Origin of the sequence: Rhizobium lentis (genome assembly GCF_014200175.1) — a bacterium.
GTDB classification, from domain to species: domain Bacteria; phylum Pseudomonadota; class Alphaproteobacteria; order Rhizobiales; family Rhizobiaceae; genus Rhizobium; species Rhizobium mulingense.
In genome coordinates, this window is record NZ_JACHBD010000001.1 from 539,167 (window position 1) to 552,969 (window position 13,803).

Consider the following 13,803-nt stretch of genomic DNA (forward strand, 5'->3'; position numbering starts at 1 on the left):
CAGGATTCGCAGCTGTTAGGCAAGGCGGAAACTGACGCGGCACGACCAGATTGACGGAGGGATGACCTACTTCATTAACTGCATCCAAGGTAGCACCAGTGACAAGCGTTGCAAAATCCTGCAAAGAAGTCTCCCCACGGTTGTGCTGTAGAATAAGATGATATCGCTCAAGAAAACTGCCTTTGCATGCGCTGCCTTGGTTGGCGCGATCGGGATTGCCGCTGTGTTGGTTCCCGCTAAACCCTCTTTCGCGCGAAAACCCATCGAAATTTTTCCAAGGGAGACGAGCGAAACATGCCGGGATGGAGATGCCACGCTTTATGATCAGTGTTCTGATCAGGTCCAGATTTATCGAATGGCGATGGCGAAGGCAGTTGCGGAGCACAAAACCGTGCTGGTCTCCTACGGTGCTGAATGGTGCATATGGTGCCACGTCTTCGACGCCTATATTCATGGCGAGACGGATAAGTTCACCTATCGCTTTGGCAGCCCGAGCCAGCCTGTACCCAGCCATACCGCAACACTTTACGAACGTCCGCCTTCCGATATATCAAAAAGCGCCGAACGGCTTAACGCCTATGTGGCGGACAATTTCGTCGTGCTTCACATCGATCAGCAATATGCAAATGGCATGGATGTGCTCGACTTGACGGATGCCGCCAAACATCTCGGTCCTGGTATTCCGTTTATTTTCACTCTCGACGGAGACGGCAAATTCGCCGCCGAGCTTGTGCACGACACCGTCGAAATGCGCCGAGACAGCGCCGACTGGTACAGAGGCTATGAGCGCGACAGGCTGCTGACCTCGCTGACTGCGATGCGCAACAAGGCTCAAGTTGCTTCTCCGCTCGCTGCGCGAGTCGGGCAATAGGCCAGTCCATCCGCCTCAGCGCGAAGGCATTTTTTATCGGGGCTCTTTTCCGGCGCAGGCTTAGCCGCTTGCGCACATCGATGGATCCTTACCGACCACAGCAGTCAGAAAGTCCAGAACTGTCTTGACGCGCAGCGGCATGTTCCGTCTCGAGGGATAGACGACGGTGATCGGCAGGCGGCTCGGCTGAAAATTCTCCATCACGGGAATCAGTCGGCCGGCGGCGATGTCGGGCACGGCGATGATATGGGAAAGCACCGCCAGGCCGGCGCCGGCGAGCGCCGCCCTATGAATGGCAATCGCGTTGCAGGCGGTCAGCCGCGGCGTGATCCTGACCGATATGTCTTCCGACCCGTTCGAGAAGGACCATGTGCACGTGTCGCCTGCCCTATCATAGCACAGGCATTCATGGTCTCTGATGTCCTTTGGCGCGCGCGGGGCCGCCTTGCGCGCGAGATAAGCGGGCGACGCGACGAGGAATGCCGTCGTCCAGCCGATCCGGCGACAGACGAGGCTGCTGTCGGCGACCGAACCGAGCCGCACTTCCAGATCGAGGCGCTCCTCGATCATATCGGAGCTCTGTTCCCGGAAGATGAGTTCGACTGAAAGCTTCGGGTGGGCGGCAAGAAGATCGCCGAGCCTTTCGCTCAAATAGAGGCCGAGCGGCGCGGGTACGCTGAGCCTGACCTTTCCCGAGGCCGTGGCGCCGTTCGAGCCTGCCGCATCACCAAGCTCCTCGACCGCCTCGAGAATTCGGAGCGCCATCGGCAGCATGCGCTCCCCTTCCGCCGTCAGCGACAGGCCGCTCGTCGTACGATGCAGGAGGCGGGTGTTGAAATGGCTTTCGAGGGACGCAACCTGACGCGAAACCGCCGGCTGCGTCACGTCGAGATCATGCGCCGCCGCTGAGAACGAACCGGTCACCGCGACGCGTTGGAAGGTCCGCAATGCCGAAACGATATCCATCCCTGCCCCCTCATACTTTTGCGCATAGGCTTTATGCAGGCAAACTAGGCGAGAATGGCTTTACAGTCCAGGAATTAAGGATATCTTTTATCCATAAGGATATTAAATGTCCTTAATTGAGGAGAAACGACATGACCCAGCGATTGAATTACGCCCAGCAATCCCCCGAACTTTTCAAGAAATTCATGGAATTCAGCATGGCGCTGAGAAGCAGCGTCATCGATGAGAAGCTTCAGGCGCTCATCGAGATCCGCGCCTCACAGATCAACGGATGCGGCTTCTGCCTCGACATGCATGTAAAGCAGGCAAAGATCCATGGCGAGACGGAGCTGCGGCTTCACCACGTCGCCATCTGGCGGGAGTCGAACCTGTTCGTTCCCCGCGAGCGCGCGGCCCTTGCCTGGACCGAGGCGCTGACGAAGCTTCCCGAAGGCGGCGTATCTGATGAAATCTACGAGCGGGTGCGCGGCCAGCTTTCCGAGAAGGAAATCTCCGACCTCACCTTCGTCGTCATGGCCATCAATGCCTGGAACCGCGTCAATGTCGGCTTCAAGACCGTGCCCGGCTCGGCCGACAAGGCCTACGGCCTTGATAAGGCTGGCCTGAACTAGTTCACGCAATTCATTGAGAAGATTCAGCTTTGACGCTGCCGCACCGCGGCAGCGAATGGAGATCTGTTATGAAAATCGTCGTCATCGGCGGAACCGGCCTCATCGGTTCAAAGACTGTCGAACGCCTGCGCAAGCGCGGGCATGAGGTGATCGCCGCCTCACCGAACTCCGGCGTCAATACGATCACCGGAGAAGGACTGGCCGAATCGCTCGCCGGTGCCGAAGCCGTGCTCGATCTTGCCAATTCGCCCTCCTTCGAGGACAAGGCCGTGCTCGAATTCTTCCAGACCTCGGGGCGCAATCTGCTCGCCGCCGAAAGGACCGCCGGCGTGAAGCACCATATCGCGCTTTCCGTCGTCGGCACCGAACGCCTGCAGGACAGCGGCTATTTCCGCGGCAAGCTCGCCCAGGAACAACTGATCAGGGCATCAGGCATTCCCTACACCATCGTGCATTCGACGCAGTTCATGGAATTCCTGAGCGGCATCGCCCAGTCGGGCACGGTCGGCCAGACGGTTCGCCTGTCGCCCGCCTATGTGCAGCCGATCGCGTCCGACGATGTCGCCGACGCCATGGCCGACGTGGCGCTCTCCGCCCCAGCCAACAGGACGATCGAAATATCCGGCCCGGAACGGGTCCGGCTCAGCGAGTTGGTCGCCCGGTATCTCAAGGCGATGAACGACCCGCGGATTGTCGAGGCCGACGCCGAGGCGAAATATTTCGGCGCCAGGCTGAACGACCAGTCCCTCGTTTCCGACGACAACCCGCGCCTCGGCTCGATCACCTTCGAACAGTGGTTCGCCACATCCGCCCGGCCGAAGTGATCGGCCTCTTCACCCAGGCAATAAGGAGATTCCCATGATCAGGTCATCATTCCTCGCCGCCGCCCTCGCCCTTCTGGCAACGACCGGCGCTTCCGCCCATGACAGCAGCAAGTCCGCCAAGGTGACGCTCGTCTATGAGCACGAACTGCCGAACGTGCCGGGCAAGAGCATCAAGGGCGTGCTGGTCGAATACGGCCCCGGCGGCTTCTCCGAAGGCCACACCCATCCGGACTCGGCCTTCATCTACGCCACCGTGCTGGAAGGATCGATCCGCAGCCAGGTCAATGACGGTCCGGTCAAGACCTATCAGGCCGGCGAGAGCTTCTCGGAAATGCCGGGCGACCGCCATGGCGTCAGCGCCAATGGCAGCGAGACGCAGCCGGCCCGCCTGCTCGCCGTCTTCGTCGTCGACACCGACCAGAGAGAACTGACCTACCCCCTCAAGAAGTAGGCAACCTCCAAGCCTGTCCGCGCGGGACCGATGCTTGCGCGGACAGCCGACATGCTCAATCATGTGCCGCCCGACCTCCCGGAGACAGAGAGATGATCTATGACGCGCTCTTCGGCAAGCCACTGAATTCTCTCATTACAGTCGGCTGCGCCGGCATCGTCGTCTGGTATTTCCTCTCCAGCCAGCGGCCGACGACCCGGCTGGTGGTGCAGATCCTCTTCTTTGCAGTGATGACGCTGATCCTCATCGGCAGCGGCATCGAACCTCATCGGTTTCAGGGATATGAGACGCAGGACCCTCAGGCCCTGCTCGTCATCCTCGCCAAATCGCTCTGGTGGGTTCACCTGGCTTGGGCCGTCATCGGCTTCATCAGGCTCTATCTGGTGCTGGAAGGCAGCCCGCGCGAGGCCCGTCTGCTCCAGGATCTCGTCATTGGCGTCGTCTATATCGGCATGGTGCTTTCGATCCTCGCCTTCGTCTTCGGCGTGCCGATCGGAACCCTTGTCGCGACCTCAGGCGTCGTCGCCATCATTCTTGGTCTCGCGCTGCAGAACACGCTCGCCGACGTCTTCTCCGGCATCGCCCTGACCCTCGGCCGGCCCTATGTCATCGGCGACTGGATTCTTCTAAGCGACGGCACGGAAGGGCGCGTCGTCGAAAGCAACTGGCGCGCGACGCACATCCTGACCCCCGGCAACAATATCGTTGTGCTGCCGAACAGCTTTCTCGCCAAGCTCGGCCTGACCAATATCAGCCGGCCGGACGAGACCCATCTCCTGATCCTCACCATCCGCATCGCCCCGACACGCATGCCGGCATCGGTCCGCCAGGTCATGCTGACGGCGCTCGCGAGCTGCAACTCCATCGTGCGTGAGCCGCCGCCGGTCGTCGCCCTGAAGGGGCTGGACGCCACCTCGCTCGAAGTCGAGCTGCAGTTTCGGGTGACGAGCCCGAGCCAGCGCGTGCCGGCGCGAAACGAAGTGCTCGATCTCGTCTACCGCCATTGCAAATCCGCCGGCCTGCTGCTGGCCATTCCGCCGTCGGCAGCGGTGTTGACCGCCACCCTGCCGACGGAGGAAAACGCGCAGCCGCCCAGCGTAACGCCGCTTGCGCTGATCGACGCCATTCCGGTCTTTGCGACGCTGACGTCAGATGAAAAGCAGAGGCTCGCCGAGACCGCGACTGTCAGGGAGTTCCGCAAGGGCGATGTGATCGTGCAGGAGGGCGAAATGCTGCCCGCACTGATGATGGTGCGCGCCGGCATCATAGCCGCCCGGCATGCAGGCGAGGAACGCGGAAGGCTGGCGCCTGGCGATTTTTTCGGGGAAACCGGACTGCTCGCCGGCATGCAGGAAGTCTGCACCCTGGAGGCTCTAACCTCGGTAATCACCTATGAGATCGACCAGGAGGCCTTCGCGCCGTTGCTCGCCGAACGCCCGACGCTGGCCGAAGAAATCGCCGAACAGCTTGCCGGCCGCGCCGAGCGCTTCCGCAACGGCACCGCCCAGTCCGCGGAACATGCCCGCAGCGCCCACGCCATCCTGAAAACCATCCGGACCATCTTCGGGGCTTAGAGATCGGCACGCCGCTCAGCCGGCCCGCTTCAGCACCCATTCGAATGTACTTCGCCAGATGTCGGGCGGCACCTCCTCCGACAGGGTATCGACGAGATCGGAAAGTCGGACGCGCCTCAGCGTGTTGCGCCAGGCCTCGTCGGCTTCCCACATGACGCGGGCGACGGCGCAGGGCTTGCTGTCGCAATAGCCGGCCGGCCGGCAGGGGTTGTTCTCGCGGATATTTGTGCAGGTGAAGCTGCGCGCCTTGCCCTCGACAGCCTCGACGATGTCGAGGAAACTGATCTCCGACGAGGGCCTGGCAAGCCTGTAGCCGCCGCTCGGGCCGAGCGTGGTTTCGACGAGGGAAGCCTGAGAAAGGCTCTGCAGCGCCTTGGAGAGATATTCCTTCGGCAGGCCATGAAGCTCTGCGAGCGCCTTGGTGGAGAGATAACTGCCGTCGGGCAGGCCCGCGAGAATGGCGCAGCAGTGAAGCGCCCACTCGACCTGGCTTTTCAGGATCATTCAGCAACTCATCATGGCTGGCTCTGCGAGCGGAATTAAGGATATATGTTATCCGCGAATGGCCATGATGTAAATGACCTGTAAAAGCAGGGTGTTGTGTGGCGAATGATAATTCGCCTGCCAGAAAACTTTCTCCACTTGGGAATAAAACCGCCTCGCCTCGTGTCTCATCTCAGGTAGCGCGAAATCGCGTGCCCAACCCGAGGAGAAACATCATGAAGTCCGTGAAATTCCTATCCGTCGTCGCAGCTGGCGCCCTTGCCGCAGCCGCCGCTTTCGCAGCCGCGCCCGTTAAGGAAGTCGAATCCGCCAAGGGTAAGGTTCTCGCCGGCGAAAACGGCATGACCCTCTACACCTTCAAGAAGGACGCCAAGGGCGTTTCCAACTGCTACGACGATTGCGCCAAGAACTGGCCGCCGCTAATGGCCTCTTCCGATGCCAAGGCCGATGGTGCATATTCAATCATCGATCGCAAGGATGGCACGAAGCAATGGGCCAAGGACGGCATGCCGCTCTATTACTGGGTCAAGGACAAGAAAATGGGCGACATCACCGGCGATGGCGTCGGCGGCAACTGGGACCTTGCCAAGCCCTGATGTGACGGCAAGAGAGCTGGCGTGAAGACACCTGCACCCGAAAGTTTCGAGGGCCAGATCCTGGCCCTCCTTCCCTCGCTCAGGCGCTATTCGCGCAGCCTCACGCGCTCGGATGCCGATGGCGAGGATCTGCTTCAGGATTGCGTCGAGAAGGTTCTGGCGCGCCGCGGTCAATGGCGCGGCCTCAACTTGCGCGGCTGGGTCCTGACCATCATGACCAATCTTTACCGCAACGGCCGGCGCGGCAAGGCGCGCGACGGCATGCTCGAGCTCGACGCCGCAGGAGATATGGCAGCACCTGAAGCGCCGGCCGATCCGCTGGAACGCACCCGGCTCGATAACGCGCTGAACAGCCTTTCGGAGGAGCACCGCGCCGTGCTGATGCTCGTGGTCATCGAGGGATATAGCTACAGCGAGGTCGCCGCTGCGCTCGATATCCCCATCGGCACCGTCATGTCCCGCCTGTCGCGCGCGCGCCGGCGCGTCGCCGAACACCTGAAGGCCGATAACATCGTTACGCTTCGGAGACCGAAATGAACGAGACCAACCCGATCGTCACCGAAGCCGATCTCCACGCCTATGCCGACGGCCAGTTGCCAGAAACGGCGCGCGCCCGTGTCGAGGCCTTCCTTGCCGACAATCCCGACGAGGCGGCGATGGTCGCTGAATGGCAGGCGCAGAATACAGGCATCCGCTCGCTCTTTGCCGGTTACGAGAAAGCCAGAGATAGCGATCCCCTGCTCGTATCATCGCCGCGCACCCTCTCGCCGGTGACGAACCGCTGGGCAGTCGCCGCCGCAGCGCTCGTCGTCTTTGCGCTCGGTGCCGTCAGCGGCCATTATGGCCCGGCTCTTCTGGCAAAGCCGGACCTGCAGCTAGCCGGTTCCGAAACCCTGCCGAAACAGGCCGAGACCGCCTTCACCGTCTATGCCGCCGAGGTTCGCCACCCGGTCGAAGTCTTCGCCGACGAGGAGGCCCATCTCGCCACCTGGCTCGGCAAGCGGCTGGCGATCCAGAACCTGAAGATCCCGAACCTGCAGCCGCTCGGCTTCAAGCTGGTCGGCGGACGCCTGCTGCCGGTCGACGGCAAGCCGGGCGCCATGTTCATGTATGAGAACGAGGCCGGCGAACGCCTGACCGTGATGCTCGGCCGCAACAAGGAAAACCGCACGACAAGCTTCCGCTTCGCCTCATCGGGCAATCTCGAAACCTTCTACTGGATCGACGGCGAACTCGGTTATGCCGTCACCGGCGAAATCTCGCGCGAAACCCTGCGCGGTGTGGCCGAAGAATGCTACCGGCAGTTTCCGTCGTGAGGATCAGCGCAGCGGATCGTTGACGAGCTCGATCGGTTGCCCATGGGGTGTGGCTTCAGCCGCCCGCTGCCAGCTCTGCTGCAGGTCGAGGATCTCGTGCATATCGACGATGCCGTGGTCGATGATGAGGTTGGAAAGCGCTTCCACCCAACAGTCGAAATAGTCGCTGCCGTCTTCGGCCCGACCGCGGCTGTTCAACTGCATCGAGAGCGCATGGGTCCATTCGTCCCAGTCGAAGAGGCCTTTTTCATATAGCCCCACCACCATGGCGAAGGCATCGGCCATCCATGGCTCGGCAAAGACCGGCTCGCCCTCCGGTGACTTCGGCAGGCCGGGTGATTGCGTCAAGGGCGTCGTTTCATGCTCGTTCAAGATAACTCTCCCACGCGTCTATAGAGACCGTCAGCGACGGGTCCGCGCCCTCGCCCCAAATCTCGCCGCCGTCGAAAACGACGGTATAGAGCCATTGCGGATTCTCGCCCTTGCCATGGGCATTATCATCGGGAAAGACGAAGGAGCCCTGCACCGCTTCAACGACGCCGGCCTTGGCACGGGCATAGCGCGGCAATCGCGTATGGGTCGCCGGATTGAAATTCTTCGTCTTCACCCGCTCGCCGACAGCAAATCGCGGCTCGTCATCCACCGGCCTGTCGCAAGGGCCGCCCTTGGCGAGCACAGCTGGCACCATCTCCGCCTTCAGCACCCGTTTCGGCGCCGTGCCCTCCTGCAGCTTGTGGCCGAACAAGAGCTCCTCACGCGTCGCAAAGCCGTGCCGTTCCAGCAGCGTCTCGACGCCGCGGATCCAAATCTCGTAATAGCTCGCCGACAGGTAGTCGGCCGGCGGGATTTTCTCGCGCGCATGTCGGCTTTCATCGATCGTCCACGCGCCGAAAGCCCCGCAGGAGAGCGTGATGCCGAGCGCACGCTTTTCCCATTCGCCATGGAAATAGGGCTCGTCCTTCTCAGGCGCGACAGGACCGAAGCCCATCTGCCCGCCGAGATCGTGCGGTCCGTTCATGACAGTGCCTCCGGGCTGTCGGCCACGGCCGTGCCGATCATCGCATCGCGGGTGACGAGACCGGCAAGTGCTGTCTCATCCATTCCTTCCGTGCCTTCGGGGCGCTCCGGGATCACGAGATAACGCAGCTCCGCCGTCGAATCCGAGACGCGGATCTTCTTGCCCTCCGGCAGGGTCAGCCCGAATTCGGCGAGCACGCCGCGCGGATCGATCACCGCCCGCGAACGATAGGCCGGCGCCTTGTACCAGACCGGCGGCAGGCCGAGCACCGACCAGGGATAACAGGAGCAGAGCGTGCAGACGACGAGATTATGGGTCTCGGCCGTATTGAAGACGGCGCGCATATGCTCGCCTTGCCGGCCAGTGTAACCGAGACTCGCAATCGCCGCCGTCGCATCGCGCCTCAGCCAGTCGGCAAAATCAGGATCGCTCCAGGCTTTCGCGACGACATGCGCGCCGTTCCTCGGCCCGACCTTGGTTTCGTAAGTCTCGACGATCGCATCGATGGCATGAGGGTCGATCAACCCCTTCTCCGTCAGCAGCGTTTCCAGCGCCTTCACGCGGGCCTGCATGTCGGAGTAGTGGTTGTCGTGATCGTGGTGATGGTCGTGGTCGTCGTGCATCGCAAAATCCTCCCGGGACGGCGATCGGCCGCCCTGTTTCCTTAATGCGTGCGGCTCGCTCCTCCTCCTCTTCTCCCCAGCGGGGTCCGAAGGACGGGTTGAGACCAGCGGCTCAACCCCGGTCGGTGGCCCGAAGGGTCGGATAAGGGGGCCACACGGCACACCCGTCATTGTTGGCCCTCGCTTGCGCTCCGTGCATTCGCGGCTTTCGCCGCTCACCCCTTATCTGCCTGCCGGCATCTTCTCCCCTCTGGGGAGAAGGGGTAACGAAGCGACGCCTCGCCTTCCCTCAAAACATCCTTCGGGGAAATATTCACTGCTCTTTCTACCATACACCACAACCCCGCCAAGCCCTCCTATTCCGCTCAAACTTTTCCGCTAATCTCCCGCCATGAACATCCTGATTCTCGGCGCAACCGGCTTCATAGGCTCCGTCGTCGCGGCCCGGCTCGTTGCGGACGGGCACGCCGTGACCGGGCTCGGCCGCAATCCCGCGCGAGCCCGCCTGAAGCAACCGGCGATCGAGTGGCGGCAGGCTGACCTCTCGCGGATGACAAAGCCCGAGGGCTGGGAGGGCTTCCTCAAAGACCAGCACGCCGTCGTCAACTGCGCCGGCGCCCTGCAGGACGGGCTCTCGGACGATCTCGCTGCGACCCAGGGGGATGCGATGCTGGCGCTCTATGCCGCGGCGAAACGGTCCCGTCCCCTGATCGTGCAGATATCGGCAAGGACCGCCGGCGCGGCCGGCGAACTGCCCTTCCTCGCAACCAAGCGGCGGGCCGACGAAGCGCTGGCGGCAAGCGGCCTGCCTCATCTCATCCTGCGCCCTGCCCTCGTGCTCGGCCGCAATGCCCATGGCGGCTCGTCATTGCTGCGAGCGCTCGCCGCCTTTCCGCTGGCGCTGCCGCTCGTCCATGCGGAAAGCCCGGTCGAAACGCTTTCGGTGGATGATGTGGCGGAGTCCGTGTCGCGGGCGATCGCAAGCGACCTTCGCGGCGATATCGATCTCGCATCCAGCGAGGTGCTGACGCTCGCCAAACTTGTCAGCCTTCACCGGCAATGGCTGGGCCTGGCGCCTGTCCGCGTCTTTTCGCTTGCTCCCTGGCTTACGCGACCGGTGACCTGGCTTGCCGATATGGCAGGCCTGCTCGGCTGGCGTTCGCCGCTGCGCTCGACGGCGATGACCGTGATGTCGGAGGGCATACGAAGCAAGGGAGAAAGCGGACTCACCGCGACATCGGCGGCGGCGACGCTCGCGGCCAATCCCTCCGGCGTGCAGGATCTCTGGTTCGCCAGACTCTATCTCCTGAAGCCGCTCGTCATATCGGGCCTGTCGGCCTTCTGGCTGCTCTCCGGCCTGATCCCGCTGCTTTTTTTGGAAAGGGCCTCCGCGCACTTCCTGCCCTTCATGCCCGAAGCGGCGGCAACGGCGCTGACGCTCGCGACCTGCCTCATCGATGTGGCGCTCGGCGCCGCCGTGCTTGTTCGCCCGCTCGCCAGACGCGCCCTTCTCGGCATGCTCGCCGTCTCGTTGGCCTATCTCGCTGGCGGCACCCTTCTCGAACCCGCGCTCTGGCTCGATCCGCTCGGCCCCCTCGTCAAGGTGCTGCCGTCGGTCCTGCTGACGCTGACAGCGCTTGCCACCCTGGATGAACGCTGATGCTCGAGGAATGGCTGCTGCTTGCCCATGTCATCGGCGCGACCGTGCTCTTCGGCACCGGTGCCGGCATCGCCTTTTTCATGGTGATGGCGCACCGCACGCGTGATCCCGCCCTGATCGCTCATGTCGCCGAAACGGTGGTGATCGCCGATACAGTCTTTACTGCCACCGCCGCGATTCTCCAGCCGGTGACCGGCTATCTCCTCGCCCGCATGATCGGCTGGGACCTGTCGGAAGGCTGGATAGCTCTCTCGCTACTGCTTTACGTCATCACCGGTCTCTTCTGGCTGCCGGTCGTCTGGATCCAGATCCGCCTGCGCGATCTCGCCCGCGCCGCTGCGGCATCGGCAAGCGCCCTGCCGCCGTCCTATTTCAGCCTCTACCGCGTCTGGTTCGCTTTCGGCTTCCCGGCCTTCTCAGCCGTCATCGGCATTTTTTGGCTGATGCTGACGAAACCGGCGATCGCATCATTTTAACATCGGCCAGAGGCTCGCCACCAGAAGCACCGCCATGGTGATGTTGAACCACTTCAGCCGCACGGGATCGGAAAGCCATTTCCTGAGTGCCGAGCCGAAGCCCGCCCAGGTCGAGACGCTCGGCAAGTTGACCACCGCGAAAGCCAGGCCGACGATCAGCACGCTCGCAAGGTAGAGTTCGGGATTGGTGTAGGTCGCCATTGCCGTGACCGCCATCACCCAGGCTTTCGGGTTGACCCACTGGAAGGCCGCCGCCGAGACGAAGGACATCGGCGCCGCACTGCTCCTGCCTTCGCTCAGCGAACGCGAGGAGGCGATCTTCCAGGCGATCCAGACAAGATAGGCGCCGCCGGCGAACTTCAGAACCGTATAGACCAGGGGCATCGTGTGCAGCAGCGCCCCGAGCCCGAGGCCGACGCCGATCAGCAGCGAAAAGAAACCGGCGCCGATGCCGGCCATATGCGGGATCGTCCTGCGGAAGCCGAAATTCACGCCCGAGGCGAAGAGCATCATATTGTTCGGCCCCGGCGTGATCGACGTCGTGAAGGCGAAGAGAACAGGGCGAGAAACGTATCCAGCTGCATGCGACCTCCCGAAGCCGGCTTTATTTAGGTCAGTGTAACTGCCCTAAACTCCTGACGCCATTACATGATTGTCATGGTGACAGGATTGGTTGAAAGATAAGAACGCTACGCAATCTCCTGAAAAATGGATAAAATCATGCAGGACGACCCCATCCCTTCCGTCAAATTCCCAAACGGCACGGAAGTGCCGGCGCTCGGCCTGGGAACCTGGGCCATGGGCGAGGATGCCGGCCATGCCAAGATGGAGATTGAAAGCCTCATGGCGGGCATCAATCTCGGCATGACGCTGATCGACACCGCCGAAATGTATGGCGACGGCGGCGCCGAGGAGATCGTCGGCCAGGCGATCCGGGGTCGGCGCGACGAGGTATTCCTCGTCAGCAAGGTCTATCCCTGGAATGCCAGCCTGAAAGGCACGGTCGAAGCCTGCGAACACAGCCTAGAACGGCTTGGCACAGACCGCATTGACCTCTATCTCCTGCACTGGCGCGGCAACCATCCGCTGGCCGAGACTGTCGCCGCCTTCGAAATGCTGAAGGCATCGGGCAAGATCGGCGCCTGGGGCGTCTCCAACTTCGACACCGACGACATGGAGGAACTGCTCAGGGTCCCCGACGGCGCCAATGTCGCCGCCAACCAGGTGCTTTACAATCTCTCCCGCCGCGGCATCGAATATGATCTCCTGCCCTGGTGCCAGAGCCGCGGCATTCCCATCATGGCCTATTCGCCGATCGAGCAGGGACATATCCTGCATCATCCCGAACTCATCCACATCGCCAAGGCCTATCAGGCGACTCCCGCCCAGCTGGCGCTCGCCTTCCTGCTCGAACGCGACGGCGTCATCGCCATCCCGAAGACGTCGAATGCCGAACGCGTGGCGGAGAACCGCGACTGCGTCTCGCTTGAGATCACCGATGAGGACTGGCAGGCGCTCGACGCCGCCTTCCCGCCGCCGGCAATGAAAAAGTCGCTGGAGATGCTGTGATCTCCAGCGACCCGAAACTGCTGACAAGCCCGCCAACTCCTCTTTCGTCATGCTCGGGCTTGTCCCGAGCATCTGCGCCGCTCGATACGTGGGCAGATCCTCGGCAGAAGGCCGAGGATGACGCCGAGGAAGGGATGAAGCTTTTGTGCCTCACATTCCCTGCGCGCCGCGGTTCATCGCCGCGATGCCGGTGCGGCAGACTTCGATGAGGCCGAGCGGCTTCATGATCGCGATGAACTGATCGATCTTCGAGGATTTGCCTGTGATCTCCAGGATGAAGTGATCAATCGTTGCATCCACGACCTTGGCATGGAAGGCATCGGCAAGCCGAAGCGTCTCGGCGCGCATCTCGCCCTCGCCGATCACCTTGACCAGCGCCACTTCACGCTCGATCGGCCGTTCCTGGCCAAGTTCGCGGGCGCGCACCGTCAGATCGACGACCCGGTGAACCGGCACGATACGATCGAGCTGCGCCTTGATCTGCTCCAGCACGTGCGGCGTGCCGCGGGTGACGATGGTGATGCGGGAGAGATGCGCCTGATGCTCGGTCTCGGAAACCGTGAGGCTTTCGATATTGTAGCCGCGGCCGGAGAACAGGCCGATCACGCGGGCAAGAACGCCCGGTTCGTTATCGACGAGCACCGAAAGCGTATGGCTCTCGATCGCCGTCGTTTCCGGCGAGATGAAGTAGGCAGAGCCCGTGGGCTGAAGATGTGCGTTCATGGTCCTGGGTTCCTACCTTAT

Annotated in this window: 17 protein-coding genes and 1 pseudogene; 11 read left to right on the forward strand and 7 right to left on the reverse strand. The window is 62.3% G+C overall.

What is annotated here, in order from left to right; genetic code table 11:
* The first annotated feature begins 157 nt into the window (after nt 1-157).
* The gene (locus tag GGI60_RS02680) at nt 158-871 is read left to right on the forward strand and encodes a DUF255 domain-containing protein (protein WP_183912818.1); all 714 of its coding nucleotides are present in this window, start codon (nt 158-160) and stop codon (nt 869-871) included.
* Between the two features lie 60 nt (nt 872-931).
* Here the strand turns inward: GGI60_RS02680 and GGI60_RS02685 are convergent, their stop codons facing one another.
* The gene (locus GGI60_RS02685) at nt 932-1,837 is read right to left on the reverse strand and encodes a LysR family transcriptional regulator (RefSeq protein ID WP_183912817.1); all 906 of its coding nucleotides are present in this window, start codon (nt 1,835-1,837) and stop codon (nt 932-934) included.
* 131 nt (nt 1,838-1,968) lie between these two features.
* Between GGI60_RS02685 and GGI60_RS02690 the strand changes: the two genes are divergently transcribed.
* The 4 genes from GGI60_RS02690 (at nt 1,969) to GGI60_RS02705 (ending at nt 5,297) form a co-directional block, all read left to right on the forward strand.
* On the forward strand, nt 1,969-2,448 hold the full coding sequence (locus tag GGI60_RS02690; RefSeq protein WP_097605029.1) for a carboxymuconolactone decarboxylase family protein: 480 nt from the start codon (nt 1,969-1,971) through the stop codon (nt 2,446-2,448).
* Nucleotides 2,449-2,516: 68 nt separating this feature from the next.
* A complete protein-coding gene (locus GGI60_RS02695; protein WP_183912815.1) occupies nt 2,517-3,272 on the forward strand; it encodes an SDR family oxidoreductase in 756 nt (251 codons plus the stop codon).
* A 34-nt stretch (nt 3,273-3,306) separates the two neighbouring features.
* The gene (locus tag GGI60_RS02700) at nt 3,307-3,723 is read left to right on the forward strand and encodes a cupin domain-containing protein (protein ID WP_183912813.1); all 417 of its coding nucleotides are present in this window, start codon (nt 3,307-3,309) and stop codon (nt 3,721-3,723) included.
* Between the two features lie 92 nt (nt 3,724-3,815).
* Nucleotides 3,816-5,297: a cyclic nucleotide-binding domain-containing protein gene (locus tag GGI60_RS02705; protein WP_183912811.1), complete on the forward strand. Its 1,482-nt coding sequence runs from the start codon at nt 3,816-3,818 to the stop codon at nt 5,295-5,297.
* A gap of 15 nt (nt 5,298-5,312) precedes the next feature.
* Here GGI60_RS02705 and GGI60_RS02710 read toward each other — a convergent pair whose 3' ends face one another.
* On the reverse strand, nt 5,313-5,801 hold the full coding sequence (locus GGI60_RS02710) for an RrF2 family transcriptional regulator (RefSeq protein WP_183912809.1): 489 nt from the start codon (nt 5,799-5,801) through the stop codon (nt 5,313-5,315).
* A 215-nt stretch (nt 5,802-6,016) separates the two neighbouring features.
* Here GGI60_RS02710 and GGI60_RS02715 point away from each other — a divergent pair, with 215 nt between their 5' ends.
* The 3 genes from GGI60_RS02715 to GGI60_RS02725 are packed head-to-tail and all read left to right on the forward strand — an operon-like array spanning nt 6,017 to nt 7,713.
* Complete coding sequence (locus GGI60_RS02715) at nt 6,017-6,397, forward strand: hypothetical protein (RefSeq protein ID WP_183912807.1); 381 nt, start codon at nt 6,017-6,019, stop codon at nt 6,395-6,397.
* Nucleotides 6,398-6,418: 21 nt separating this feature from the next.
* Nucleotides 6,419-6,934, forward strand: coding sequence for an RNA polymerase sigma factor (locus GGI60_RS02720; RefSeq protein WP_183912805.1), 516 nt, complete (start codon nt 6,419-6,421; stop codon nt 6,932-6,934).
* Nucleotides 6,931-7,713, forward strand: coding sequence for an anti-sigma factor family protein (locus GGI60_RS02725; protein WP_183912803.1), 783 nt, complete (start codon nt 6,931-6,933; stop codon nt 7,711-7,713). Before GGI60_RS02720 ends, GGI60_RS02725 begins: the two co-directional genes overlap by 4 nt.
* A gap of 3 nt (nt 7,714-7,716) precedes the next feature.
* Here the strand turns inward: GGI60_RS02725 and GGI60_RS02730 are convergent, their stop codons facing one another.
* The 3 genes from GGI60_RS02730 to nthA are packed head-to-tail and all read right to left on the reverse strand — an operon-like array spanning nt 7,717 to nt 9,354.
* Nucleotides 7,717-8,085, reverse strand: coding sequence for a nitrile hydratase accessory protein (locus tag GGI60_RS02730; protein ID WP_183912801.1), 369 nt, complete (start codon nt 8,083-8,085; stop codon nt 7,717-7,719).
* Nucleotides 8,072-8,731, reverse strand: coding sequence for a nitrile hydratase subunit beta (nthB, locus tag GGI60_RS02735; RefSeq protein WP_183912799.1), 660 nt, complete (start codon nt 8,729-8,731; stop codon nt 8,072-8,074). The genes GGI60_RS02730 and nthB overlap by 14 nt, the downstream gene beginning before the upstream one ends.
* The gene (gene nthA, locus GGI60_RS02740) at nt 8,728-9,354 is read right to left on the reverse strand and encodes a nitrile hydratase subunit alpha (RefSeq protein WP_183912798.1); all 627 of its coding nucleotides are present in this window, start codon (nt 9,352-9,354) and stop codon (nt 8,728-8,730) included. The genes nthB and nthA overlap by 4 nt, the downstream gene beginning before the upstream one ends.
* 391 nt (nt 9,355-9,745) lie before the next feature.
* Between nthA and GGI60_RS02745 the strand changes: the two genes are divergently transcribed.
* Both GGI60_RS02745 and GGI60_RS02750 read left to right on the forward strand, forming a co-directional pair.
* Nucleotides 9,746-11,014 carry an SDR family oxidoreductase gene (locus GGI60_RS02745; RefSeq protein ID WP_183912797.1) on the forward strand — a complete coding sequence of 423 codons (1,269 nt, stop codon included), beginning with the start codon at nt 9,746-9,748 and terminating at the stop codon, nt 11,012-11,014.
* The gene (locus tag GGI60_RS02750; RefSeq protein ID WP_183912796.1) at nt 11,014-11,490 is read left to right on the forward strand and encodes a DUF2269 family protein; all 477 of its coding nucleotides are present in this window, start codon (nt 11,014-11,016) and stop codon (nt 11,488-11,490) included. The genes GGI60_RS02745 and GGI60_RS02750 overlap by 1 nt, the downstream gene beginning before the upstream one ends.
* On the opposite strand, the pseudogene GGI60_RS02755 reads toward GGI60_RS02750, so the two are convergent.
* Nucleotides 11,482-12,074 (reverse strand): annotated as a pseudogene (locus GGI60_RS02755) (LysE family translocator). The gene GGI60_RS02750 and the pseudogene GGI60_RS02755 sit on opposite strands and share 9 nt — an antisense overlap.
* Nucleotides 12,075-12,210: 136 nt before the next feature.
* On the opposite strand from GGI60_RS02755, the gene GGI60_RS02760 reads away from it, so the two are divergent.
* Entirely contained in the window at nt 12,211-13,059 is an 849-nt protein-coding gene (locus GGI60_RS02760) for an aldo/keto reductase (RefSeq protein ID WP_183912794.1), read from the forward strand.
* Between the two features lie 150 nt (nt 13,060-13,209).
* Here GGI60_RS02760 and ilvN read toward each other — a convergent pair whose 3' ends face one another.
* A complete protein-coding gene (gene ilvN, locus GGI60_RS02765) occupies nt 13,210-13,782 on the reverse strand; it encodes an acetolactate synthase small subunit (RefSeq protein WP_010034065.1) in 573 nt (190 codons plus the stop codon).
* Nucleotides 13,783-13,803: the final 21 nt, after the last annotated feature.

Bases quoted from the DNA above. Each gene is read 5' to 3' on its own strand.
- GGI60_RS02695 (WP_183912815.1), top strand. From the start codon at position 2,517: ATGAAAATCGTCGTCATCGGCGGAACCGGCCTCATCGGTTCAAAGACT.
- GGI60_RS02700 (WP_183912813.1), top strand. From the start codon at position 3,307: ATGATCAGGTCATCATTCCTCGCCGCCGCCCTCGCCCTTCTGGCAACG.
- GGI60_RS02750 (WP_183912796.1), top strand. From the start codon at position 11,014: ATGCTCGAGGAATGGCTGCTGCTTGCCCATGTCATCGGCGCGACCGTG.
- nthB (WP_183912799.1), bottom strand. From the start codon at position 8,731: ATGAACGGACCGCACGATCTCGGCGGGCAGATGGGCTTCGGTCCTGTC.
- GGI60_RS02715 (WP_183912807.1), top strand. From the start codon at position 6,017: ATGAAGTCCGTGAAATTCCTATCCGTCGTCGCAGCTGGCGCCCTTGCC.
- GGI60_RS02690 (WP_097605029.1), top strand. From the start codon at position 1,969: ATGACCCAGCGATTGAATTACGCCCAGCAATCCCCCGAACTTTTCAAG.
- GGI60_RS02705 (WP_183912811.1), top strand. From the start codon at position 3,816: ATGATCTATGACGCGCTCTTCGGCAAGCCACTGAATTCTCTCATTACA.
- GGI60_RS02680 (WP_183912818.1), top strand. From the start codon at position 158: ATGATATCGCTCAAGAAAACTGCCTTTGCATGCGCTGCCTTGGTTGGC.
- GGI60_RS02725 (WP_183912803.1), top strand. From the start codon at position 6,931: ATGAACGAGACCAACCCGATCGTCACCGAAGCCGATCTCCACGCCTAT.
- ilvN (WP_010034065.1), bottom strand. From the start codon at position 13,782: ATGAACGCACATCTTCAGCCCACGGGCTCTGCCTACTTCATCTCGCCG.
- nthA (WP_183912798.1), bottom strand. From the start codon at position 9,354: ATGCACGACGACCACGACCATCACCACGATCACGACAACCACTACTCC.
- GGI60_RS02710 (WP_183912809.1), bottom strand. From the start codon at position 5,801: ATGATCCTGAAAAGCCAGGTCGAGTGGGCGCTTCACTGCTGCGCCATT.
- GGI60_RS02685 (WP_183912817.1), bottom strand. From the start codon at position 1,837: ATGGATATCGTTTCGGCATTGCGGACCTTCCAACGCGTCGCGGTGACC.
- GGI60_RS02760 (WP_183912794.1), top strand. From the start codon at position 12,211: ATGCAGGACGACCCCATCCCTTCCGTCAAATTCCCAAACGGCACGGAA.
- GGI60_RS02745 (WP_183912797.1), top strand. From the start codon at position 9,746: ATGAACATCCTGATTCTCGGCGCAACCGGCTTCATAGGCTCCGTCGTC.